This is a genomic window from Martinezella rhizogenes, from assembly GCF_000799715.1.
Lineage (GTDB): Bacteria > Pseudomonadota > Alphaproteobacteria > Rhizobiales > Rhizobiaceae > Rhizobium > Rhizobium rhizogenes_C.
In genome coordinates this window covers 39731-61186 of sequence record NZ_JUHG01000020.1, presented here as the reverse complement: position 1 = coordinate 61186, position 21456 = coordinate 39731, and the positions used below count along the sequence as shown (strand labels likewise).

Here is a 21456-nt window from a genome sequence, read left to right as displayed (position 1 = left end):
ACCCGACATCTCAGTCCGGATCATCGCCGAGTTCCTGCGAGCGCAGGCCGAGCGGGCGCCCCAGGCCCGTGATATTGCGGGCGCCGGCGAGAAGAACCTTGGCATATTCATAGATCATGGTGCGCAGCGCATTGGGGTCCGTGAACCAGTTCTTGGTCTTGAGGTCGGAATTGACCACCGGGTAGGGAATGTAGTCCGTACCCGGGTCGACATATTTCAACTCAGCCAGGCTGCGCGGCATATGATAATTGTTGGTCACCACCAATATGCTTTTGTAGCCCCTGGCGTGGATCCATTTCGCCGCCTCGCGGGCATTGCCGATAGTGTCGATGGCGTCATAGCCGATATCGACGCAGCAATTGAAGAGGTTGGCGGGGCTCTGCGTCAGCTTGCGGATTTGCGACGGCGTCGTCGTCGGATGCGCGCCGGAGATCAAAAGCCGGTTGCCGGCGCCGGTGCGCAACAGCTCCACGGCCTGGTCTATGCGCTGGTAGCCGCCGGTCAGGACGATGATCGCATCCGCCTTCGGCTCCAGCGGCGGCTTCAGCGTGGTGATCGAATCGGCAAAATGCAGGAAACCGCCGAAAACGATGGCGACGAAAAAGACAAAGGCGAAGCCGCCCCAACGCAGAAAACGGCGAAAAAAACTACGCCGCACGGGCCTGTCGCTGTGGAAGCGCTCCCACAACGATTGAGAACTCACAGCCTTGCGAGTCGTCAGGTCCATGCTCATGATTCGTCATTATACGCCAAATGCGGCAAGGAACGGGCCATGGAATCATAAAAAATAGTTAGCAAACCGTCAGTTCTGTACATTTTCGGTCCTTCCGGGGTCGGAGCGGACCAAATCAATCTCGTCAATCGTGCGCATGACCGTGAAGCGCGCCGTGACCGTGGTGAGCAAAGCGATGATGAGCATGGTCGCGAGAATGCCGAGATAGCCGAGTGTTCCGACCGAGAACGTCCCGAAGAGGGCGGTTGCCTGGTCGGTCTGTGGCGTGGCGATCGTGCTTCTTTGCAGGAGGCCGGCGATGGCGAAGAACAGGGCAGCCAGCGCGCTGCCGGCTGCTGACCCTTTCAGGCTGATCTTCAGAAAATGCTTCTGGAACTCGGTCGCAACGAAGGTGCTCTCGGCGCCGACGAAATGCAGCACCTCGACGATATGGCGATTGCCCGAGAGCGCGCCGCGGGTAGCAAAGACCACGGTCAGCACCATGGCGGTGAACACTAGCAGCAGCACGCCGGTGCCGATGAGGACGGTAGTGTGCGCCATGGAGACCAGCCGGTCGACCCAGGTGCGATGGTCGTCCAGCGTCGCTTGGGGAATCTCGCCCTTGAGGAGGCTGCGCATCGCCTCGAAATCCGGCGGATGCGTCTCGTCGATGGTGATGATCACCAGGCGCGGGATGGGCAGTTCCTTAAAGTCGAGGCCTGAGCCGAGCCAGGGTTCGAGCAGGCGGGCGGTTGCTGCTTCATCGACGATCTGGCCGCTTTTGGTGCCGACGAAGCCCAGCGCGATATCGCGGGCGCTGGCAAGCGCCTTGTCCATGTCGAGATTGTCGTCCGGCTTGATCTGGATGGTGATCTCGCGGGCAATCTGGCTCTCCCAGCTTGCCGCGGTCGAACGCACCATGCTGACGGCGCCGAGCGTCAGGCAGGCGAGGAAAGCCATGATGGCGATGACGACGATCAGGGCATTGCCCTGGATGTTGGAGGAAGGCACGATCGGCCCGGTTGGGCGCACGCGCATCTCCGGCCGTCTCTTTTCGGGCGGCGCGGCGGTGGGTCTTTGCGTGTTGCCGGCAGCCCTTGCATTGGCAGGGCTCCTGCGGGGTGTGGGCTCAGTCATAGATATCGAGATGCCCCCCCGACAGGATCATGCGCCGGGCTTCAACCTGATCCATCAGCGTCAGGTCGTGCGTGGCGATGACGACGGCCGTCCCGAGGCGATTGAGTTCGAGGAACAGGTTGAGCAGGCGCCGCGCCATCGGCGGATCGACATTGCCGGTCGGTTCGTCGGCAAGCAGGATCTCTGGTCGGTCGATCAGCGCGCGGGCAATGGCGGCGCGCTGCTTTTCGCCGCCCGACAACACCGGCGGCAGCACGTTGATGCGCTCGCCGAGGCCGACCCATTTCAACAGTTCCAGCACATCGTTGCGATAGGAGCTTTCGTCCTTGCCACGCACACGCAGGGGCAGGGCGACATTCTCATAGGTCGTCAGATGATCGAGCAGGCGGAAATCCTGGAAGACGATGCCGACGCGGCGGCGCAGCAGCGGCAGTTCGTTGCGCGGGATCGAGGAAATCTCGCGGTCGAACATGCGGATCAGCCCGCGGGTCGGCTGCAACGACATGAACAGCAGGCGCAGCAAGGTCGTCTTGCCGGCGCCCGAGGGGCCTGTCAGGAACTGGAACGATTTTTTCGGAATGTCGAAGCTCAGGTCGCGGAGGATTTCCGGACCCATGCCATAGCGCAAACCGACGTTCTCAAAATGGATCAACGGGCAGTCCAGTCTTCCGCAGTGTTCAATCAGGCGACTTGTTAACCAATAGCGTTAACGGACGGTAAATTTTGCTGGAAAGGCGGCCCATTCATGGCGGTCTTTGCGAAGCATTAACCATTAAAATTTACGACTGGGCGGGATTCGTTTCAATGCCCAGAATTCAGATGGGCGTGGAAACCATGTGGATCACCGGAAAGGGAGGTCGTCATGGGTGCTTTTCGCCACCGTCGGCAGCAGGCGGGGCTGGTCTATGACCTGCTTCCGCCCGATCGTGGATCGGTTTTACAGCCGGCGCATCGCTTCGGGCCGAAGCCGGATATTGTCGACGCCGAGTTCGTGACCGTCATTCCCGGCCGCGCCAATAACAACTTTGACAGGACTACCCGCGCGCGGTTGCAGCTCAAGCCGGCGCCGAGCGGCATTCTCGTTCGTGCAATCAGCGGCTTCCGCCTTGCCGAGGGATGGCTGCAGCGAGCATCGCGACGCAGCTTCGTGGCGTTGATCGCGGCACTGGCCCTTTTGGTTTTCGGCCTTGCCGGCGGCTTCTCCGGATTGTCCGGCACGCCGGCACCGGCAACGGCCGAGCCGCTGCAATTTACCCATGTGACGCTGACGCCGCGCGACGAGAACGGCATGCGGGTGCTCACCGTCAATGGCATTATCGAGAACCAGACCGGCGCCACGCTCACCGTGCCGCCAGTGCGCGCCGACATCTTCTCCGGTAATCAGTTGCTGACGAGCGTCGTGGTGAATCCGCTCGCGAACCGTATCGGGCCGCGCGAGAGTCGCGGCTTTTCCACCAGATTGCAGCATCCCGGTGGAAAAACGCCGGATGTTCGACTTTCCTTCATGCCTTAGGGGGTGTGTCGGCCGTCGTGATTGTGCTACGGGCTAGGGCTTGATCAGCGGACAAGTGCCGCAGCACAGCCATGGAGCATGCCAATCAATGCCTGTCGTACGCGGGAAGAATATCGAGCCGCTTTTCACCGCCGAGCAGATCGCCGAGCGTAACAAGGTTTTGGCACAGCAGATCGCCAGCGGTCCGACGAAGGACCTGCTCGTCATCGCTATTCTCAAGGGCTCGTTCATCTTCGCCGCCGACCTGTTGCGCGCGCTTCATGACACCGGGCTTGCACCGGAAGTCGAATTCATCACGCTGTCGAGCTATGGCGCGGGCACGACGTCCCAGGGCGTCCGTATCGTCAAGGACATCGACAGCGACGTCAGGGATCGTGACGTGCTGCTGGTCGACGATATCCTCGAATCCGGCCGGACCCTGCGTTTCGCCAAGGAACTGCTCTATGAGCGCGGGGCCCGCCACGTCTCGCTCGCCGTGCTGCTCGACAAGAGCGTCAAGCGTCAGGAAGAGCTGGAGGCCGATTATGTCGGCTTCGAATGCCCCGACTATTTCGTTGTCGGCTACGGCATGGACGTCGCCTATGCCTTCCGCGAGCTGCCCTTCGTGGGTGTTGTTACCGGCGATGCCGACGAATAGCTATAGCGCATCGGGCGCCGATTCTGGGTTAATCCGGCGCTCCGGCAAACCGTCCCAATATGCTCCAGCGATGACGAACCGTTAACCACGGGACAGGATCGCACCTTCGTTGTTTACCGATCGCAAACGGAATTCTGGTGATTTCGTTCTCGGAACATGACGGACCACGGAGCATAGACCATGGCAAGAATTCTGATCACGGAAGACGAGGACTCTCTTCGCACCTTTGTCGCCCGGGCCCTGCGCCTGGATGGCCACGAGACCGAAGAGGCGGCCGACGGCGCCGAAGGTCTGGAAAAACTGAAGCAGGGCGTCTACGACCTGCTGCTCTCCGATATCCGCATGCCGGTGATGGACGGCATCGAGCTGGCGCACCAGGCGGCCTCGACTTGCCCCGGCATGAAGATCCTGCTGATGACCGGCTATGCCGAACAGCGCGAGCGTGCCGATGACCTCATGGAAAAGATCGTCGACGTCGTCTCCAAACCTTTTGCTCTGCCGGATATCCGCAAGGCGGTTGCACGCGCTTTGGCTGCTTAATTGGCAATGGCAAGAAGGAGCCTTCACCGGATCGGCGGAGGTGAGGTAGGCCTACTGGAGTCATTTGCGGCGTGGGTCGAAACACCACCCTTAAGAACGACCAGTTCAAGGGTCATGCTCAGAGATTGGCGGGTGAGCAGAACGGCGCGGCGGCAATGGCTGCGTTCCGCTCTTGACCATCTCAGTGGAAAACCTACTGGACCTTTCGGCCTGTTGCGTGAAACAGCCGGGCCATTACCCTGTACGGGTCGCGCATCGAAGCTGCCTGCTCCAACGCGATGAGTGCATCAGCCAGATTATCGTCAAAGCTGTTCGCATCGAGATGATCTGAGAAGATGCGGATCCCCCTCCACTGGCAGTCGTCAAAACCGCACCGCTTCATGAGATCAACAATCGCCGAAGGATCGTCACCGCGCGTGCTAATGCCAAGGTTGCCGATGCTGCTGGCCGCGCCAGTCTCGATCAACTGCCGTGCGAGCATATAGTCTCCTCGGAGCGCTTCGCGAAAACCACTGGAGAGTGCGTTCTTGGTCAGAATACTGAGCACGCCACCACGGGTCACATGCTCTGACAATTTTTGAATGGCAGCGCTGCTGTCGTCCAAGTACATAAACACGCCATGACAACAGACGGCATCGAACGTCCGTCCTGGCTCGAAGTTTTCGATATCGCCAACCGCAAAATCAAGCCGTTTACGGGCTCGTTCCCGCAATTGGGCCTTACGCACATTTGCCCGACGCAGCATTTCGGGCGATGCATCGACGCCAAGGACATTGAAACCGGCTTCGCATAGACGCACGGATATTTCACCGTCGCCACATCCCATGTCCAGCACGGTTCCGCCAGCCGTTGTCAGTCCGGCCACGACTTCGAACACCAGTTCGTGTCGTATTCTGCCGCGTATGCCGTCCGAATATCTCCGGTAGTCGTCTCCGACACTTCCGAAATCATTTAGCGGCATATCTTCCTCCTTGTCCGAGTAAATCAAGGATTCAATCGTCCCAGCCTACCACCGTAAGCTTTGGCCATACGGTGATCCATCGATTGGCTTTCTGCATATATATATCGCGAGTGATCTGCCTTTTGTTCGGACGGACAATTCCACCAAGCAGATCGGAGAGCCCAAAGGGCGCATAGAATTCTAAACTGTTGTCGTCAGACTGCAGGCCGACGGCCGTTGCTGTTGTCGGAAACGTGGTGATGGCATGCGATGCCGAAGTATATGGCTCAATCGGATATCCGAACTTCGCCTCATACCAGAGGTGAACCCTGGCCTCATTTTTTACATCGATCCAGACAGGTAGGTCGGAAAAGACCTTTTTAATTCGAGCGGCCTGTTCTGCTTCGGCATTTTCGGAAAGATCATTGGCGTCAAAATAGACGATGTCGATGTCGTTGATGCCATGCATGAATGGAAAACCGAAAGCGTGGTTCCAAACAGTCTGGGTAACAGCGCCAGCCACAAGCCAGCAATCCGGAAGCGCAATTTTACCCCAATTGCCAAGAAGCGAAGAAATCAACGGGCTCCCCAGGACGATGGATTGCAATTCCCGAACCTGCTCGTTGTTCATTTCTAGTCCTTCTAGCGGTGGTGACGCCCTTGATTCCCAAGGATGTGCCATCGCGACGGATTTTGCCCTACTGCCCCATATCGAGCAGGCGTTCCAGGTAGTTCCGTTCGTCGGACAGTGACGGATTGTTGCTCAGACGCTCGCGGATGGCGTCGAGAATTTCACGGGCGCGTTGCGCATCAATGATTTTCGGTATTTTGTTCTCGTTCGTATCGTTAAATGGGTAAGGGCCATCGCGCAGCCGGCCGAGCGGATCGCGGCCGTTCTGGTTGCCCTGGCCGGGTTGTCCCTGCTGCTGGCCCTGGCCTTGCCCCTGCTGTTGCATCTGCGCCATGAGCTGGTTCATCATGTCGCGCGTGCCCTTGCGCAGCGCTTCAAGAGCGCGGCCCTGGTTTTGAACAGCGCCTTCGCCATTGCCCTTGCCGAGCTCGCCGGTGGCGCCCTTCATCTCCTGCTGCGCCTTGCCATAATTCTGGTTCGGCTTCATGCCCATGGAGCCGAGTTCCTTTTGCAGCTCGCCGAGCTGTTTGCCGAGATCATCCTGCTGCTGGCGCAATTGCTTCAGCGCGTCGCGCAACTGGTCGGCGGTCATGCCGTCGGTCTGGTTGTCGCCCTGTTGCTTCTGACCCTGCTGCTGGCCCTGCGGTTGCTGCCGCTGCTGGTTCTTGCCCTGCTGTTGATCCTGCTGGCCCTGATCCTGCTGGCCCATGTCCGGTTGCTGCAGATCGTCCAGGCCCGGCATGGGCTGGTTCAGCGCGTCGTCGCCATCCTCGTTGGGATCGCCGCGCTGCATGCGGTCGCGCATGGTCTGGTCGAGCTTGAAGGTCTGCTCCATCAGCTTCTGCTGGTCGCGCAGGATGCGGCCGAGCTTGTCCATCTGCTGGCGCATCTTGTCGTTTGCCTGGCCCTGCTGCTGGTTCTGGTCGCGCTGCGGCCGGCCGGCCTGGAGGTTGTTCATCATCTGCTGCAGCTCTGACAGCATCTGCTGCGCCGCCTGACGGTTGCCGGAGCGGGCGAGATTCTCGATCTGGTCCATCATCCGCTGCAGATCCTGCTGGCGCAGGATATTGGCGGACTTCTGGTTGGGCTGCGCCGGCATGTTCTTCATGCGTTCGGCGAGCTCCTTCATATAGCTGTTCATCGCCTTGCGCAGCTCGTCCATCAATTTCTTGATTTCCGCGTCCGGCGCATTGCGCTGCAGGGCGTCGGAGAGCTTCTGCTGGGCGTCGCGGAGCGCCTTCTCCGCGTCGGTCAGTTGAGCGTCTTCCATGCCGAGCGCGATCTGCCAGAGATAATCGGCGGTATCCTTCAGCGCGGCATCGCCGCTGGCGAGCTTCATGCGTGTCAGCGCCGATTCGATCAGCAGGTAGTTGCCGAGATCGGGGATCGTCTCGTCGGGGCGGATCGTCAGCGACTTGTTGAGCTCGATCGCCTCCGGCATCTTGCGGGTGTCGAGCGCGAAAACCTGGCGCTCCTCGGCAACGGCTGCGGCGAGCGGCTGGCCGAAATTGCGCGAAGGCAGGGTCATCTCATAGGGCGCGCTGCGCCCCGTCTGGCCAGCGCCGTCGCGCGCGACGAGGGTGATGCGCACCTGCTTGCCGGCAAGCGGATCCTGCGTTAGATCGCGACTTGCCAGCCCCTTGCCATCTCGGCGGTCGCGACGCGAGATTTCCAGCTTGTATTCCGGCAGGCCATAGAGCGGCTTGGCCTGCGGATCGACATCGACGGGCGCGATCTCGGCACGCGCTTCCTCGACGCCATAGTCGTCCTTCACCTTGAAGCCGATTTCGAGCGAGCCGTTGGTGGTGGCGTGCGGGATGCCGTCGAAGGTGATTTCCGGCGGTTTGTCGGTGACCACGTTGAAGGACCAGGACTTGCCGTTGACCGTCAGCTTGCCGCCTTTTTCAAGTTTCTGCACATGGGTACGGGCGACCATCGCTTCCGTGCCAGCCACGGGCGGCGAGACATTGGCGGTGACGGGCTGGGCGGCGGCGGGGATGGCTGGGTTGCCGTTCGCCGTCGCCTGCTTGCCGGCGTCCGCTACCTGTTCGGGCATTTCGGCGCTGGTGTCGCTGCCGGCGGCCTGGAACAGCACTTTTTCATCCGTGGAGGCGCCGGTGACGCGCACGGTGAGCTCGGAGAATTGCGGGACGTTGACGCTGTCGCCGGCATTGCCGGTCAGATAGACCGGCGCTTCGCCGGTATAGTAGGGCGGTGTCACCCAGGCGTCGACACGGACATCCGGATTGTTCGATGTGACGGCCGGGGCGATGAAGGCATCACTCAGTGAGCCGCCGCTGTTGGACATGGAGAAGCTGAACGCCGTCACCAACAGCAGCGCCGGAATGGTGCGGAGCGCAAAGCGGTCATAGCGGGCGATATCCGGGCGCGGCAGGCCGGCATCCAGGGCGGCTATGCGCGCTGCCATGCGGGTCTGATGCTCCCGCCACAGTGCACGGGCAAAGGGCGTGTCGAAAGCCGGCTCGTCTTCCTGCACGGTGACCGGCTGGTGCGGGAGACCGTTGCGCTCCTCCAGCATCCGGTCGGCTTCACCGACGGTTGGCCAGCGCAGGCGGCGGAAGGGGATGCAGGCGGCGGCAAAGGCGATCGCTAAAGCGGCTAGCAGGGCGAGCCGCAGCATGTCCGGCGCGATGCGGAAGATGCCGAACCAGGCGGCCGAGAGGAAAAGGGCAAGGATCGACAGCGGCAGCAGCAATAACGGCAGGATCTGCTCGGACACCAGCACCAGCCGTGCGAAGAGACGTTTGACCGCAACCAGCCGTGCCAGCGCCGGACGGCTGGCGAAAGCGCCCTTCCTGGGGTTGCTTGGGCTGGTCATCGGTCCGGTTTTCTCCCCGATCTGGCGTTGATGGCACTCTGCCCATTGGAGATGGTGGGGCGTCCCACACGCCCAAGCCTAGGGCGCCCGGCGAGACACCCGTTATGGAAAGATAACATTCTTTGTGGCGAAGACGAGAGCAAGCGGCGGCAAAGGCCACTTTTTCATCGGATTTCGCTTAAACGTGATCAAGTTCTTTAGTCGAGCCAGACGGGAATAGAATCGAGGCCGATCAGCTCCTCATAGGTCCGGCGCGGACGAATGACGTGGAAATCGCCGCCCTTGACGAGCACTTCGGGCACCAGAAGCCGGCTGTTATAGGTGCCGGCCTGGACCGCGCCATAGGCTCCGCCGGAGCTGACGGCCAGGAGATCGCCGGGCTTCGGCATCGCCATTTCGCGGTCGAGCGCCAGATAGTCGCCGGTCTCGCAGACCGGGCCGACGATATCGGCCTTGATGCGCGGGGCATTGGCGGCGGTGATCTCGACGGGGCGGATTTCGTGATAGGCCTCATAGAGCGTCGGCCGGATCAGGTCGTTCATGGCGGCGTCGACGATGACGAAGCTCTTGTTGCCGCCGTCCTTCACATAGATGACTTCCGTCACCAGGATGCCGGCATTGCCGACGATCAGGCGGCCGGGCTCGGTGACGATCTTGCAGTTCAGGCTGCGCAGCTGGTTCTTGACGATATGGGCATAGGCATCCGGCAGCGGCGGCGGTGTGTTGTCGTCGCGGTAAGGAATGCCGAGGCCGCCGCCGATGTCGACATGGTGGATGTCATGGCCGTCGCCGCGCAGCGTCTCGACGAGTTCGCGCAGCAGCTTGAAGGCATCCTCGAAGGGCTGCAGCTCGGTGATCTGGCTGCCGATATGCATGTCGATGCCGGTGGCGTCGATGCCTGGCAGATTGGCGGCGCGAGCATAGACGGCGCGGGCGCGCTCCCAGGAGATGCCGAACTTGTTTTCCTTCTTGCCGGTCGAGATCTTCGCATGGGTGCGGGCATCGACGTCGGGATTGATACGGAAGGAAACGGGGGCGATCTTGCCGGCGCGGACGGCGCGCTGGTTCAGCACTTCCAGTTCCGGCTCGGATTCGACGTTGAAACAATAGATGCCGGCTTCGAGCGCGACATCCATTTCCTGGGCGGTCTTGCCGACGCCGGAGAACATGATGCGGTTTGCCGGGATGCCGGCGGCAAGCGCGCGCTGCAACTCGCCGACGGAGACGACGTCGACGCCGGCGCCGAGGCGGCCGAGCGTCTTCAGCACCGCCTGGTTGGAATTGGCCTTCATGGCGTAGCAGACCATGGCGTCGACATCGCTGAAGGCCTCGGAGAAGACACGATAGTGCCGCTCGAGCGTCGCCGTCGAATAGACGTAGAAAGGCGTTCCGACCGCCTTGACGATCTCGGGAACGGGAACGTCCTCCGCGTAGAGAATGCCGTCGCGGTACTGGAAATGGTTCACGGTTTCAGCCTGCTCAGAGAAGCGGATCGAGGAGGAACTTCTTGTCCTCGGTGCCCGGCTGCTTCGTCGGCTTGGAGACGTCGCCGCCCTTGGTCGCGCCGGCGCTCGGCGGATCGAGATCGCCCTTGCGGCCACATCCGACGACGGCAAGGCCGATGACCGAAAGGACGACGGTCAGGCGGATGATATGCGGCATGTTGATCTGCATCGAAATCCTCTTGGGCGGCAAACGCGGAAGCAATCCTTCATAGCGAAGTTTCCGCGCCTTGTGCACCCTGATTGTTAGAGTGTGGTTTTCGGCGATTGTCTCAGTTGCGGGCGCGCCAGAAGGCGATTTGCTTGCGCACTTCCGACGGCGCCGTGCCGCCGAAGCTCTTGCGGCTGGCGACCGAGGCTTCGACGGTCAGGACACTGAAAATCTTGTCGGTGATATCGGGATGGATCGCCTGCAGCTCTGCCAGCGACAGATCGGCAAGATCGCAGGACTTACTCTCGGCAAGCGCCACGGCGCGGCCGGTGACATGGTGGGCGTCGCGGAAGGGCAGGCCCGCCTCGCGCACCAGCCAGTCTGCAAGGTCGGTGGCGGTTGAATAGCCGGAACCGGCAGCGGCCTTCATGCGGGCGGCATTGATGGTCATGTCGCGCACCATGCCGGTCATGGCGGCAATCGCCAGCTCCAGGCTTTCGGCGGCATCGAAGACCTGTTCCTTGTCTTCCTGCATGTCCTTGGAATAGGCGAGCGGCAAGCCCTTCATGATGGTCAGAAGTGCGACCAGCGAGCCGTTGATGCGGCCGGTCTTGGCGCGCACCAGCTCGGCCGCGTCCGGGTTCTTCTTCTGCGGCATGATCGAGGAGCCGGTGGAGAAGGCGTCCGACAGGCGCACAAAGCCGAATTGCGGCGTCGACCAGATGACGATTTCTTCGGCGAGTCGCGACAGGTGCATGCCGGCGATGGCGGCGATCGACAGGAATTCGATGGCGAAGTCACGGTCGGAGACGGTGTCGATCGAGTTGCGGGTCGGTTCGCGGAAGCCCAGCGCCTTGGCCGTCATGTGACGGTCGATCGGGAAGCCGGTGCCGGCAAGCGCGGCAGCGCCGATCGGCGATTCGTCCATGTGCTCGATGGCATGGCGCACGCGCGAACGGTCGCGGCCGAACATCTCGACATAGGCCATGCAATGATGGCCAAAGGTGACGGGCTGCGCCGTCTGCATATGCGTGAAGCCGGGCATGACGGTGTCGGCGTGCTCTTCGGCGCGATCAAGGAAAGCGGCGATCAGGCCGGTCAGCGCCTGCTCGCATTTCTGCAGCTCTTCCTTGACCCAGAGGCGGAAATCGAGCGCCACCTGGTCGTTGCGCGAACGGGCCGTGTGCAGTCTGCCGGCGGCGGGGCCGACCAGGGCTGCGAGCCGCGACTCGACGTTCATATGGATGTCTTCGAGGCTGCGGGAGAATTCGAAATTACCGGCTTGGATCTCTGACAGGATCGTGTTCAGGCCGTGAACGATCTTGTCTTTATCCTCGGTTGAAATGATGCCTTGATGGGCGAGCATGGTGGCATGGGCGATGGAGCCACGGATATCCTGCGCAAACAGCTTCTTGTCGAAACCGATCGATGCATTTATCTCCTCCATGATGGCCGCGGGGCCGGAGGCGAAACGTCCGCCCCACATCTGGTTGGAGGATTTGGTGTCCGTGCCGTCAGCCATGAGATGCCTACCTGGAGAATGTAATGACAGCGAAGAAGCCGTTTGGTCTGCCGTCCGTGAAACTTGTCCTGCTTGCCGCCGTCGCCGGGGTCGTCGCCGGTGCGGCAGCGGTATACGTGAAGGAGGCGGGGTATGGCAATGGTATTGGTGAAACGGCCTCCTCCGGACAATGCGAAACGGCCAAGGAACGCGCCGCGGCCCTGACGCCCTTCACCAAGGGGCAGGTCGCCGCCATGGCCGCGCCGCAGACGCCGATCTCCCTGCACGACGTTTCCTTCAAGGGAGCGGACGGCCAGCCGCTGTCGATCGCCAATTTCTCCGGCAAGACGCTGCTGCTCAACGTCTGGGCGACGTGGTGCGTGCCCTGCCGCGAGGAAATGCCGGCGTTGAACGCGCTGGAAAAGAGCATGGGCAACGACAAATTCGAGGTCGTCGCGGTCAATATCGACACCGGCGACGATGAGAAGCCGAAAGCGTTCCGCACCGATTACGGCATCGACAAGCTCGGCTATTACCGTGACAGCACCATGGGCGTCTTCAATGCGCTGAAGAAACAGGGCTTGGCCTTCGGCCTGCCGGTGACGCTGCTGATCGACGGCAAGGGCTGCCTGGTCTCGGCCATGAATGGTCCTGCGGCATGGGACAGCGACGATGCGAAGAATCTCATCAAGGCAGCGGTGGGGATTTGAGCGGTCTCGTTGCTCGATCATCCGCCCTCGCCCTTCGAGGGTCGCTGCGCTCCCACCTCAGGGTGAGGGCTAACCTACTACGCTTGATGAAATTTCCACCATTTTCAATGCCATCCGTTCGGTTGGCGGGTGGCTTTGTTCCGCCCTCATGGTGAGGTGCGCTGGCGCCAGAGCGTAGCGGCGGCGGTAGGGCGTCGAACCAAGAGGGTCGGCCCCGAGGCCACCGTAAAAGCTACCGCGTCGGAACCGGCACTTCGCCGCGATAGTCGTAGAAACCGCGGCCGGATTTGCGGCCGAGCCAGCCGGCTTCGACATATTTCACCAGCAACGGGCAGGGGCGGTATTTCGAGTCCGCCAGGCCGTCATGTAGAACCTGCATGATCGACAGGCAGGTGTCGAGGCCGATGAAATCGGCAAGTTGCAAAGGGCCCATCGGATGATTGGCGCCGAGCTTCATGGCCGTGTCGATGGCATCGACGGTGCCGACGCCTTCGTAAAGCGTGTAGATCGCCTCGTTGATCATCGGCAGCAGGATGCGGTTGACGATGAAGGCCGGGAAGTCTTCGGCCACCGTGATCGTCTTGTCCAGCGAGCTGACATATTCCTTGGCGGCGGAGAAGGTCGTTTCCTCGGTGGCGATGCCGCGCACCAGTTCGACCAGCTTCATCACCGGTACCGGGTTCATGAAGTGGATGCCCATGAAGCGTTCCGGCCGGTCGGTTGCGGAGGCGAGCCGGGTGATCGACAGCGACGAGGTGTTGGTCGCGAGCATCGCCTCGGGCTTCAGGATCGGACAAATCTGGGCATAGATCTTGCGCTTGACGCTTTCGTCTTCGGTCGCGGCCTCGATGGCGAGGTCGACCTGGGCGAGGTCATTGAGGTCGGAAGAGCCTGATATCAGGGATAGCGCCGCCTTGCGCTCCTCGTCGGTCATCTTGCCGGAGGAGACCTGACGGGCAAGGTTGCCATTGATGGTGGCAAGGCCGCTCTCGATGCGTTCCTGCGACAGATCGTAGATGTGCACCTTATAACCGGCCATGGCGGATACGTGGGCAATGCCGCAGCCCATCTGGCCCGCTCCGATAACACCAATCGTCTTCAGCGAACTCATTGCCAACTCCCCCGGGCGGCGCGTTCTTGGCGGCGCGCCATGCTCTTCGTCATAAATTTGCCGGACTATTTCTAGCCCGGCAAGATTGATAGACCCATAAAGGACAATTTTCCAGTCTTTCGCAACTGCGAAAGAGAAGAGGAGCGCGATCAGAGCGCCTTTTCGAGTTCCGGCAGTGCCTCGAAGAGATCGGCGACGAGGCCATAGTCGGCGATCTGGAAGATCGGGGCCTCTTCGTCCTTGTTGATGGCGACGATGACCTTTGAGTCCTTCATGCCGGCCAGGTGTTGGATGGCGCCGGAAATGCCGACCGCGATGTAGAGCTGCGGCGCCACCACCTTGCCGGTCTGACCAACCTGCCAGTCGTTCGGCGCATAGCCGGCATCGACCGCAGCACGGCTTGCGCCGACGGCGGCACCGAGCTTGTCAGCGACGGGAAGGATGACCTCGCGGAATTTCTCGGCAGAGCCAAGTGCGCGGCCACCCGAGATGATGATCTTCGCCGAGGTCAGTTCCGGACGGTCGGATGAGGACAGCGCATCACTGACGAAGCTGGAGAGGCCGGGATTGGCAACGGCCGCGATCGCCTCGACGGCAGCCGAACCGCCTTCTGGGGCCGATGCGAAGGACGCCGTGCGAACGGTGATCACCCGCTTTGCATCGCTCGACTGCACCGTCTGGATGGCGTTGCCGGCATAGATCGGGCGCTTGAAGGTATCGGCGGAGACGACGTCGGTGATCTCAGAGATCTGGGCGACGTCGAGGAGGGCTGCGACACGCGGCAACACGTTCTTGCCGACCGAGGTGGCAGCCGTGATGATGGTGTCGTAGCCGGCGGCCAGCGACACGATCAGATCGGCCAGCGGCTCGGCGAGGTTGTTGGCAAGCTCGTCGCTTTCAGCTAGCAGCACCTTGGAGACGCCGGCAAGCTTTGCAGCGGCATCGGCGGCAGCCTTGGCGCCCTTGCCTGCGACGAGGATATGCACGTCGCCACCGATCTTGGCGGCAGCCGTCAGCGTCTTGGCGGTCTGGTCGGAAAGGCTTTGATTGTCGTGGTCAGCCAGAAGAAGAATGGCCATGATGATTGTCTCCCTTTCCTATCCTAGAGCACGCCGGCTTCGGTCTTCAGCTTCTCGACGAGCTCGGCGACCGAACCCACCTTGATACCCGCCTTGCGGCCGGATGGCTCTTCCGTCTTCAGCACTTTCAGGCGCGGCTCGGTCGAGACGCCGAAGTCGGCCGGCGACTTCTTGTCGAGCGGCTTCTTCTTCGCCTTCATGATGTTCGGCAGCGAGGCATAGCGCGGCTCGTTGAGGCGAAGGTCTGTCGTGACAACAGCCGGAAGCTTGATCTCGATGGTCTGCAGGCCGCCGTCGACTTCGCGGGTCACGGTTGCCTTGCCGTCACCGATCTCGATCTTCGAAGCGAAGGTCGCCTGTGCCGAGCCGAGGAGGGCTGCCAGCATCTGGCCGGTCTGGTTCGAATCGTCGTCGATCGCCTGTTTGCCGACGATGATCAGGCCGGGCTGTTCGGCGTCTGCGACACCCTTGAGAATCTTGGCGACCGCCAGCGGCTCGACGGCATCATCGGTCTCGACCAGGATCGCCCGGTCGGCGCCCATGGCAAGTGCGGTGCGCAGCGTCTCTTCAGCCTTGGCAGGCCCGATCGAGACGACCACGACTTCTTCAGCCTTGCCAGCCTCCTTCAGCCGCAGCGCTTCCTCGACCGAGATCTCGTCGAATGGGTTCATCGACATCTTGACGTTGGCAAGCTCAACGCCGGTACCATCCGGCTTGACCCGAATCTTGACGTTGTAATCAACTACCCGCTTCACGGGGACCAGAATCTTCATGGAATCCTTCCTTCAACACTGCGCTCCAGACCATGGCCTGTTCCGCGCCGCTCCGTTTGTCGAATGGCGACATGGATACGCGTTTTTCCTCCAAATACAACGCTTCCATGCCGCAGACAGGCAAATTGCTTTAGGGATGTAAATAACGTTTACGTTAACGTCAATACAATCGCCTGTCGCCGGACATGATTTGTCTTGCTATCGATTCTTGCCGGGAACCCAGAGGACATCGGCGCGGCCGCGATCGTTCGCATGGCGCGCGGCGACAAACAGGAAGTCCGAGAGGCGGTTGACGTATTTCAATGCGGCCGGGCTGACACGCTCGCTTTCGGTGCGCGACAGGGCCACCATCAGCCGTTCGGCGCGCCGCGCGATGGTGCGGGCGAGGTGGAGATGCGCGGAGGCGGGGCTGCCGGCGGGCAGGACGAAGGAGTTCAGCGGTTCGAGACCGGCATTGAGAGCGTCGATATCCTGTTCGATGCGCGACACCTGATTGTCGATGATCCGGAGCGGCTCGTAGGGAAGCGGTTCATCCGTTTCCGGCGCCGAGAGATCGGCGCCGAGATCGAACAGGTCGTTTTGAATACGCATCAGCATGGCGTCGAGCTCGGGCATACCGACTGTGTGCAGCCGGGCAACGCCGATCGCGGAATTGGTTTCGTCGATCGTGCCGTAGGATTCGACGCGCAGATCGTGCTTCAGCCGGCGCGGGCCGGAGACGAGGCCGGTGGTGCCGTCGTCGCCGGTCTTGGTGTAGATCTTGTTGAGCTTGACCATCTTGATCCCGTAATCAGGCCGGACGGCCGCCGCCGGTCAGCCACAGCGTCAGCATGATCAGGATGACGGCGACCGCCTGCAGCAGCACGCGAAGCTGCATCAGCCGGTTGGAGAGATTGGGGTTGTCACCCTTCATCATGTTGAACAGGCCGCGAATGAGGACGAGCACGACGAGGCCCATGGCAATGATAGCGGCGATATAGGTAAATGTGGACATGGCTCCTCCGTCCCCCTCTTTCAATCCAGCCGGCGCATCAGACGATAGAAAAGGTTGGCCGGCAACAGCCTTTTCAGAAGAACGCCCTGCTTGGCAGGGGTGGTCACGAGATAGTGCGGACGCGGATTTTTCGCATTCAAGGCGGATTTTAACACGTCATAGACCGCTTCGGGTCCCAATTTATGCTTGTTGACCGGACCTGTGCCATTCAGTCGCGCCAGTTGCCGCCGGTATTCGACGGAATGGGTCGAATGTTTGAGATCGATATGTTCCTCGATCTTGGCGAGCGCATTGGCGGTGAAGCGCGTGGCGATCGGGCCGGGCTCGATCAGGCTGACATGGATGCCGCTATCCTGCAGCTCCATCCTGAGCGTGATCGTCAGGCCTTCAAGCGCGAATTTCGAGGCCGTGTAGGCGCCGCGGAAGCGATAAGGAATGAGGCCGAGGATGGAAGAACAATTGACGATGCGGCCCTGGCCTTGGGCACGCATGAGCGGGATCACCTGCCGCGTCAGCTCATGCCAGCCGAAGAAATTTGTCTCGAACTGTTCGCGCAGCACATCCGTGGAGAGGTCTTCGACAGCGCCCGGCTGGCCGTAGGCACCGTTGTTGAACAGGGCGTCGACGCGGTCACCGGTGCGTTCACGCACGGTCGCGACCAGCGCCGAGATCGTGTCCGGCCGAGTGTAGTCCATCAGCAGGGTCTCGATGCCGTCGGCTTCGAGGGACGTGCGATCCGTCTCCTTGCGCACGGTGGCGAAAACGCGCCAACCATCGGCCTTCAGCGCCCGGGCGCAATAGGCGCCGATGCCGGAAGAGCAACCCGTCACGATGATGGTGCGTTGATCGGCCATGGAATGATTCCTGTACAAAGTGGGAGTCGTTTCCCATATTCAGGAGCCCGATACAATCGACAACCGGCGGACGAGAACCGGGCTCAAGCGGAGATGGAATGCCGACATTCGTGCGTGCGCTTTACAAGGTCGTCTACGATGCAGTGTTCCATTTCGTCGAGGACGATGGGTTCGCCATGGCGAGCCATGTTGCGCTCTCGACGCTGCTGGCGGTTTTCCCGTTTTTGATCTTCGGCACGGCACTTGCAAGCTTCCTTGGCGCCAGCCAGTTTTCCTCGACCGCGGTGCACCTGATCTTCGACACCTGGCCGGAGGCGATCGCCAAGCCGGTGGCCGATCAGGTGGTGCAGGTGCTGACCATTCCGCGCGGCGGGTTGCTGACGATCTCCGTGCTGGCCGCCGCCTATTTCGCCTCCAACGGTGTCGAGGCGCTGCGCATCTCGCTCAACCGTGCCTATCGCGTGCCGGAAACGCGGCCATGGTATTTCAACCGTCTCGCCAGCCTCGGCTATGTGCTGATCGCGGTTCTGATCTTTGCGCTGCTGAGCATCCTCCTGGTCGCCGTGCCACTGGCGTTGAATTATACCCGGCAATGGCTGCCGGCGCTTGCCGATATCCTCGACGTCGTTTTCAGCTGGCGGATCTACGGGACCATCTTCCTGCTGGTGGCGGGGCTGCTGATCCTGCATCTGTGGCTGGCGGCGGGGCGGCGGCGATTGTTCGACGTCATTCCCGGCGTGTTCCTGACCCTGGTCTTCTGGTCGATCGGGGCGCTGCTGTTTGCCTATTATCTCTCGACCTTCGCCAACTACACCGCCACCTATGCGGGCCTCGCCTCGGTGATGATCGTCCTCATCTTCCTCTATATGCTGGCGGTGATCTTCATCATGGGCGCGGAGATCAACGCGGCGCTGATGAAATTCAAGGTGCGGCGCCTGCTTTTCGGCAAGGTGGCAGCCATCCCGCATACAGACAAGCAAGAGGCCGTGAAGCAGCAATCAGAGGCCGATGCGTCGGCGAAGCTGCGCCGGTGACAAGCCCTTTTCGCGCCATTCGGCAATGCCGGTATCGCCCTGGCTCTTCGACAGTTTCCGGCCGTCGTCGCCGAGAATCAGCCGGTGATGGTGGTAGAGCGGCTCCGGCAGGCCGAGCAGGGTCTGCAACAGGCGGTGGATCGAGGTGGCGTGGAAGAGGTCGAGGCCGCGCACCACATGGGTGATGCCCTGCGCCGCGTCATCAACGACCACGGAGAGGTGATAGCTCGACGGCGCATCGGAGCGCGACAGCACCACATCGCCCCAGGCGGCGGGATCGGCAAGGATGTCGCCCGTGTCGCCATCGCCGCTTTCGTGCCAATGGAGTGGCCGGCCGACCTCGGCTACTGCCTTTTCCATGTCGAGCCGCCAGGCATGCTTGAGGCCGGCATCCAGCAACCGTCGCCTCTCATCGTCGCCACGCTCGCGATCGTCAGGCGGATAGAGCGGCGTGCCGTCCGGATCGCGCGGCCAGGGCTTGCCGCTGGTTTCGCCCGCCGCGACCCGTGCCTTCACCTCACCGCGCGTCAAAAAGGCGGGATAGACGAGGTCGCGGTCGATCAGCGACTGCAGGGCGCTCTGGTAGGCGGGGAAATGCTCGGACTGCCGGCGCACCGGTTCTTCCCACGAAAGGCCGAGCCAGGCGAGGTCGGTCAAAATCCCCGCTTCGAAATCGGGTGTACAGCGGGCCTGATCTATGTCCTCGATGCGCAGGAGAAATTCGCCGCCGGCCTTGGTCGCCATGTCGTGATTGAGGATCCCCGACAGCGCATGACCGAGATGTAGCGGGCCGTTCGGGCTCGGCGCGAAGCGGAATCTCGGCTTTTGACGGGGAATCGCGATCATGCTTTCTTCTGCCACGAATTTTAATCCCGGACCATGAGACGCCATGCATATCATTCGCGATGAAGACGATATCAGGGAAGGGCTGGCGGCGCTGGTCGAGCTCGATCCGCGCCTCCGGCAGATTATCCTGGAAGCCGGCCCCGTGCCGCTGCGCCTGCGTGAGCCGGGCTTCGAGGGGCTGGCCCATATCATCGTCTCGCAGGTTGTGTCGCGAGCAAGCGCCGATGCGATCTGGGGACGGATGATGGCGAGGCTCGGCCGGGTGACGGCCGAGGCCTATGCCGGGCTGGAGCCGGATGCCTGGCGGGTTTTCGGCCTGTCGCGAATCAAGGCGGATACGCTGGCGCGGGTTGCCGATGCGGTTGTCGAAGGCCGAATCGATCTGCATTCATTGAGCACTGAGCATCCGGAAAAGGCACTGTCCGAGCTGACGTCGATCAAGGGAATAGGCCCATGGACGGCGGAGGTCTACCTGATGTTCTGCGGCGGTCACGCAGATGTGTTTCCGGTCGGCGATGTCGCCCTGCAGGCGGCCGTCGGCATGGCGTTCGGCCATGAGATCAGGCCCTTGCCGAAGCTTTTGGCCCGGGAAGCCGCGGTTTGGTCGCCCTGGCGTTCGGTGGCGGCCCGGCTTTTCTGGGCTTATTATGCCGTCAGGACCCGGCGCGACGCGCTGCCTATCGATTAATCGGTGGGTCTCATAGATTCGCCTCTTTGCACTGAATTTATTGGACTTCACAATCCTGTAACAACCGGCCTAATATACAGGTGCAGATGCCGAATCGATCAGGAGGGTTCCTTGACGATTGCAGTCTCCCCGCAGTCCTTGCCGGCGCTCGTGTTGAACGCTGACTATAGACCGCTAAGTTATTACCCCTTGTCGCTCTGGTCCTGGCAGGACGCGATCAAGGCGGTTTTCCTTGACCGTGTGAATATCATTGCTGAATACGATCAGTGCGTATCGTCGCCGAGCTTCTCGATGCGGCTGCCGAGCGTTGTCTGCCTGAAGACGTACGTTCAGCCGTCCCGCAACCCGGCCTTTACCCGGTTCAACGTCTTTCTGCGCGACCGGTTCGAGTGCCAGTATTGCGGCACCCACGACGACCTGACCTTCGACCATGTCATCCCGCGCGCCCATGGTGGCGAGACGACCTGGCAGAACGTCGTGGCAGCCTGCTCGCCGTGCAATCTGCGCAAGGGCAGCAAGCTGCCGAAGCAGGCGGGCATGTTCCCGGCGCAGAAGCCGTATCAGCCGACCGTGCAGGACCTGCACAATAATGGCCGGCTGTTCCCGCCGAACTATCTGCACGATAGCTGGCTCGACTATCTCTACTGGGATACGGAACTGCAGCCTTAAGGGGCAGTCTCCAGTGGCGACCGAGTTCGTAGAGAGTGCGGTATCAGAGGTGCGGCAGACGAGAAATTGCGACCTCTGTCTAAGATCAACCAGCCTTCTTCGCACCCACAAAAGCGATTGCCGCGAGGATCACGCTGGCGACGACGTTCCAGCCTGCCATTGAGATGCCGAGGACGCGCAGGGCTGCTTCCGTGCAGGACGGGCCCTTGATGGTGCTGAGCTCGTTCAGGAGGTCGCCGGCATTCTGTGTCATGCTGCTGGCCGAGGTAGAGCAGGTCGTGGGACCCGCCCAGAAGTGCCATTCGACACCGGCGTGGTAGACGCCGATGCCGCCGCCGACCACCATCATCAGACTGGCAATGGCCAGCAGCGCGCGCGTGATCCAGGAGGGCAGGCGGAGGGCGGCCGTCAGGGCGGCGGCGATCGCGATGGGAATGCCGTAATAATAGGGCTGGCGTTGCTCCAGGCAGAGCGCGCAGGGAATATAACCGCCGATATGCTGGAAACCGAGGGCCGAGCCGACGACAATGATCATGCCGATCGCAAGCAGCGCTGAATAGCCAAGGCCGGCGCGAGAAGTCAAAGTCTGGGACAT

24 protein-coding genes are annotated in these 21456 nt (G+C 61.5%); 7 read left to right on the top strand and 17 right to left on the bottom strand.

The features are described from left to right. Positions 1-10: 10 nt before the first annotated feature. The 3 genes from EX00_RS29510 to ftsE all read right to left on the bottom strand — a co-directional run bounded on the left by EX00_RS29510 (position 11) and on the right by ftsE (position 2501). Complete coding sequence (locus EX00_RS29510) at positions 11-727, bottom strand: YdcF family protein (RefSeq protein ID WP_047465893.1); 717 nt, start codon at positions 725-727, stop codon at positions 11-13. Positions 728-802: 75 nt separating this feature from the next. Then, positions 803-1750: a cell division protein FtsX gene (locus EX00_RS29505; protein WP_047465891.1), complete on the bottom strand. Its 948-nt coding sequence runs from the start codon at positions 1748-1750 to the stop codon at positions 803-805. Positions 1751-1841: 91 nt separating this feature from the next. After that, complete coding sequence (gene ftsE / locus EX00_RS29500) at positions 1842-2501, bottom strand: cell division ATP-binding protein FtsE (protein ID WP_047465890.1); 660 nt, start codon at positions 2499-2501, stop codon at positions 1842-1844. A gap of 210 nt (positions 2502-2711) precedes the next feature. Here ftsE and EX00_RS29495 point away from each other — a divergent pair, with 210 nt between their 5' ends. The 3 genes from EX00_RS29495 to EX00_RS29485 all read left to right on the top strand — a co-directional run bounded on the left by EX00_RS29495 (position 2712) and on the right by EX00_RS29485 (position 4539). Further along, the gene (locus tag EX00_RS29495; protein ID WP_047465889.1) at positions 2712-3362 is read left to right on the top strand and encodes a hypothetical protein; all 651 of its coding nucleotides are present in this window, start codon (positions 2712-2714) and stop codon (positions 3360-3362) included. Between the two features lie 88 nt (positions 3363-3450). After that, positions 3451-3999, top strand: coding sequence for a hypoxanthine phosphoribosyltransferase (gene hpt / locus EX00_RS29490; RefSeq protein WP_047465888.1), 549 nt, complete (start codon positions 3451-3453; stop codon positions 3997-3999). 180 nt (positions 4000-4179) lie between these two features. Further along, positions 4180-4539, top strand: a complete 360-nt coding sequence (locus EX00_RS29485) for a response regulator (RefSeq protein WP_007693627.1) — start codon at positions 4180-4182, stop codon at positions 4537-4539. A gap of 193 nt (positions 4540-4732) precedes the next feature. Here EX00_RS29485 and EX00_RS29480 read toward each other — a convergent pair whose 3' ends face one another. From EX00_RS29480 to argH, 6 genes are all read right to left on the bottom strand, one after another. Next, the gene (locus EX00_RS29480; RefSeq protein WP_047465887.1) at positions 4733-5500 is read right to left on the bottom strand and encodes a class I SAM-dependent methyltransferase; all 768 of its coding nucleotides are present in this window, start codon (positions 5498-5500) and stop codon (positions 4733-4735) included. A gap of 31 nt (positions 5501-5531) precedes the next feature. After that, positions 5532-6110, bottom strand: a complete 579-nt coding sequence (locus tag EX00_RS29475) for a nucleotidyltransferase family protein (protein ID WP_047465886.1) — start codon at positions 6108-6110, stop codon at positions 5532-5534. Positions 6111-6177: 67 nt separating this feature from the next. Then, complete coding sequence (locus EX00_RS29470) at positions 6178-8949, bottom strand: TIGR02302 family protein (RefSeq protein WP_047465885.1); 2772 nt, start codon at positions 8947-8949, stop codon at positions 6178-6180. A gap of 197 nt (positions 8950-9146) precedes the next feature. Beyond that, the gene (gene lysA / locus EX00_RS29465; protein WP_047465884.1) at positions 9147-10415 is read right to left on the bottom strand and encodes a diaminopimelate decarboxylase; all 1269 of its coding nucleotides are present in this window, start codon (positions 10413-10415) and stop codon (positions 9147-9149) included. A 13-nt stretch (positions 10416-10428) separates the two neighbouring features. Beyond that, the gene (gene lptM, locus EX00_RS29460) at positions 10429-10623 is read right to left on the bottom strand and encodes an LPS translocon maturation chaperone LptM (protein ID WP_047466374.1); all 195 of its coding nucleotides are present in this window, start codon (positions 10621-10623) and stop codon (positions 10429-10431) included. A gap of 100 nt (positions 10624-10723) precedes the next feature. Continuing rightward, positions 10724-12124, bottom strand: a complete 1401-nt coding sequence (gene argH, locus EX00_RS29455) for an argininosuccinate lyase (RefSeq protein ID WP_047465883.1) — start codon at positions 12122-12124, stop codon at positions 10724-10726. A gap of 23 nt (positions 12125-12147) precedes the next feature. On the opposite strand from argH, the gene tlpA reads away from it, so the two are divergent. Next, complete coding sequence (tlpA, locus tag EX00_RS29450) at positions 12148-12813, top strand: thiol:disulfide interchange protein TlpA (protein ID WP_047465882.1); 666 nt, start codon at positions 12148-12150, stop codon at positions 12811-12813. A 232-nt stretch (positions 12814-13045) separates the two neighbouring features. On the opposite strand, the gene EX00_RS29445 is transcribed toward tlpA, so the two are convergent. The 6 genes from EX00_RS29445 to EX00_RS29420 all read right to left on the bottom strand — a co-directional run bounded on the left by EX00_RS29445 (position 13046) and on the right by EX00_RS29420 (position 17624). Next, on the bottom strand, positions 13046-13924 hold the full coding sequence (locus EX00_RS29445; RefSeq protein WP_047465881.1) for a 3-hydroxybutyryl-CoA dehydrogenase: 879 nt from the start codon (positions 13922-13924) through the stop codon (positions 13046-13048). A 149-nt stretch (positions 13925-14073) separates the two neighbouring features. After that, positions 14074-15003, bottom strand: a complete 930-nt coding sequence (locus tag EX00_RS29440) for an electron transfer flavoprotein subunit alpha/FixB family protein (protein WP_047465880.1) — start codon at positions 15001-15003, stop codon at positions 14074-14076. 23 nt (positions 15004-15026) lie between these two features. Continuing rightward, positions 15027-15776, bottom strand: coding sequence for an electron transfer flavoprotein subunit beta/FixA family protein (locus EX00_RS29435; protein WP_012652567.1), 750 nt, complete (start codon positions 15774-15776; stop codon positions 15027-15029). A gap of 198 nt (positions 15777-15974) precedes the next feature. After that, positions 15975-16553 carry a cob(I)yrinic acid a,c-diamide adenosyltransferase gene (locus EX00_RS29430; RefSeq protein WP_047465878.1) on the bottom strand — a complete coding sequence of 193 codons (579 nt, stop codon included), beginning with the start codon at positions 16551-16553 and terminating at the stop codon, positions 15975-15977. A 13-nt stretch (positions 16554-16566) separates the two neighbouring features. Continuing rightward, complete coding sequence (locus tag EX00_RS29425; protein ID WP_047465877.1) at positions 16567-16770, bottom strand: twin transmembrane helix small protein; 204 nt, start codon at positions 16768-16770, stop codon at positions 16567-16569. A gap of 20 nt (positions 16771-16790) precedes the next feature. Beyond that, a complete protein-coding gene (locus tag EX00_RS29420; protein WP_047465875.1) occupies positions 16791-17624 on the bottom strand; it encodes an SDR family oxidoreductase in 834 nt (277 codons plus the stop codon). A 98-nt stretch (positions 17625-17722) separates the two neighbouring features. Between EX00_RS29420 and EX00_RS29415 the strand changes: the two genes are divergently transcribed. Then, entirely contained in the window at positions 17723-18658 is a 936-nt protein-coding gene (locus EX00_RS29415; RefSeq protein WP_047465872.1) for a YihY/virulence factor BrkB family protein, read from the top strand. On the opposite strand, the gene gluQRS is transcribed toward EX00_RS29415, so the two are convergent. After that, on the bottom strand, positions 18623-19504 hold the full coding sequence (gene gluQRS / locus EX00_RS29410) for a tRNA glutamyl-Q(34) synthetase GluQRS (RefSeq protein WP_047466373.1): 882 nt from the start codon (positions 19502-19504) through the stop codon (positions 18623-18625). The two genes, EX00_RS29415 and gluQRS, sit on opposite strands and share 36 nt — an antisense overlap. A 43-nt stretch (positions 19505-19547) precedes the next feature. Between gluQRS and EX00_RS29405 the strand changes: the two genes are divergently transcribed. Both EX00_RS29405 and EX00_RS29400 read left to right on the top strand, forming a co-directional pair. Next, the gene (locus EX00_RS29405) at positions 19548-20192 is read left to right on the top strand and encodes a DNA-3-methyladenine glycosylase family protein (RefSeq protein ID WP_047465871.1); all 645 of its coding nucleotides are present in this window, start codon (positions 19548-19550) and stop codon (positions 20190-20192) included. A gap of 111 nt (positions 20193-20303) precedes the next feature. Beyond that, complete coding sequence (locus tag EX00_RS29400) at positions 20304-20861, top strand: HNH endonuclease (protein ID WP_007693658.1); 558 nt, start codon at positions 20304-20306, stop codon at positions 20859-20861. Positions 20862-20946: 85 nt separating this feature from the next. Here EX00_RS29400 and EX00_RS29395 read toward each other — a convergent pair whose 3' ends face one another. Continuing rightward, entirely contained in the window at positions 20947-21456 is a 510-nt protein-coding gene (locus EX00_RS29395; protein ID WP_047465869.1) for a disulfide bond formation protein B, read from the bottom strand.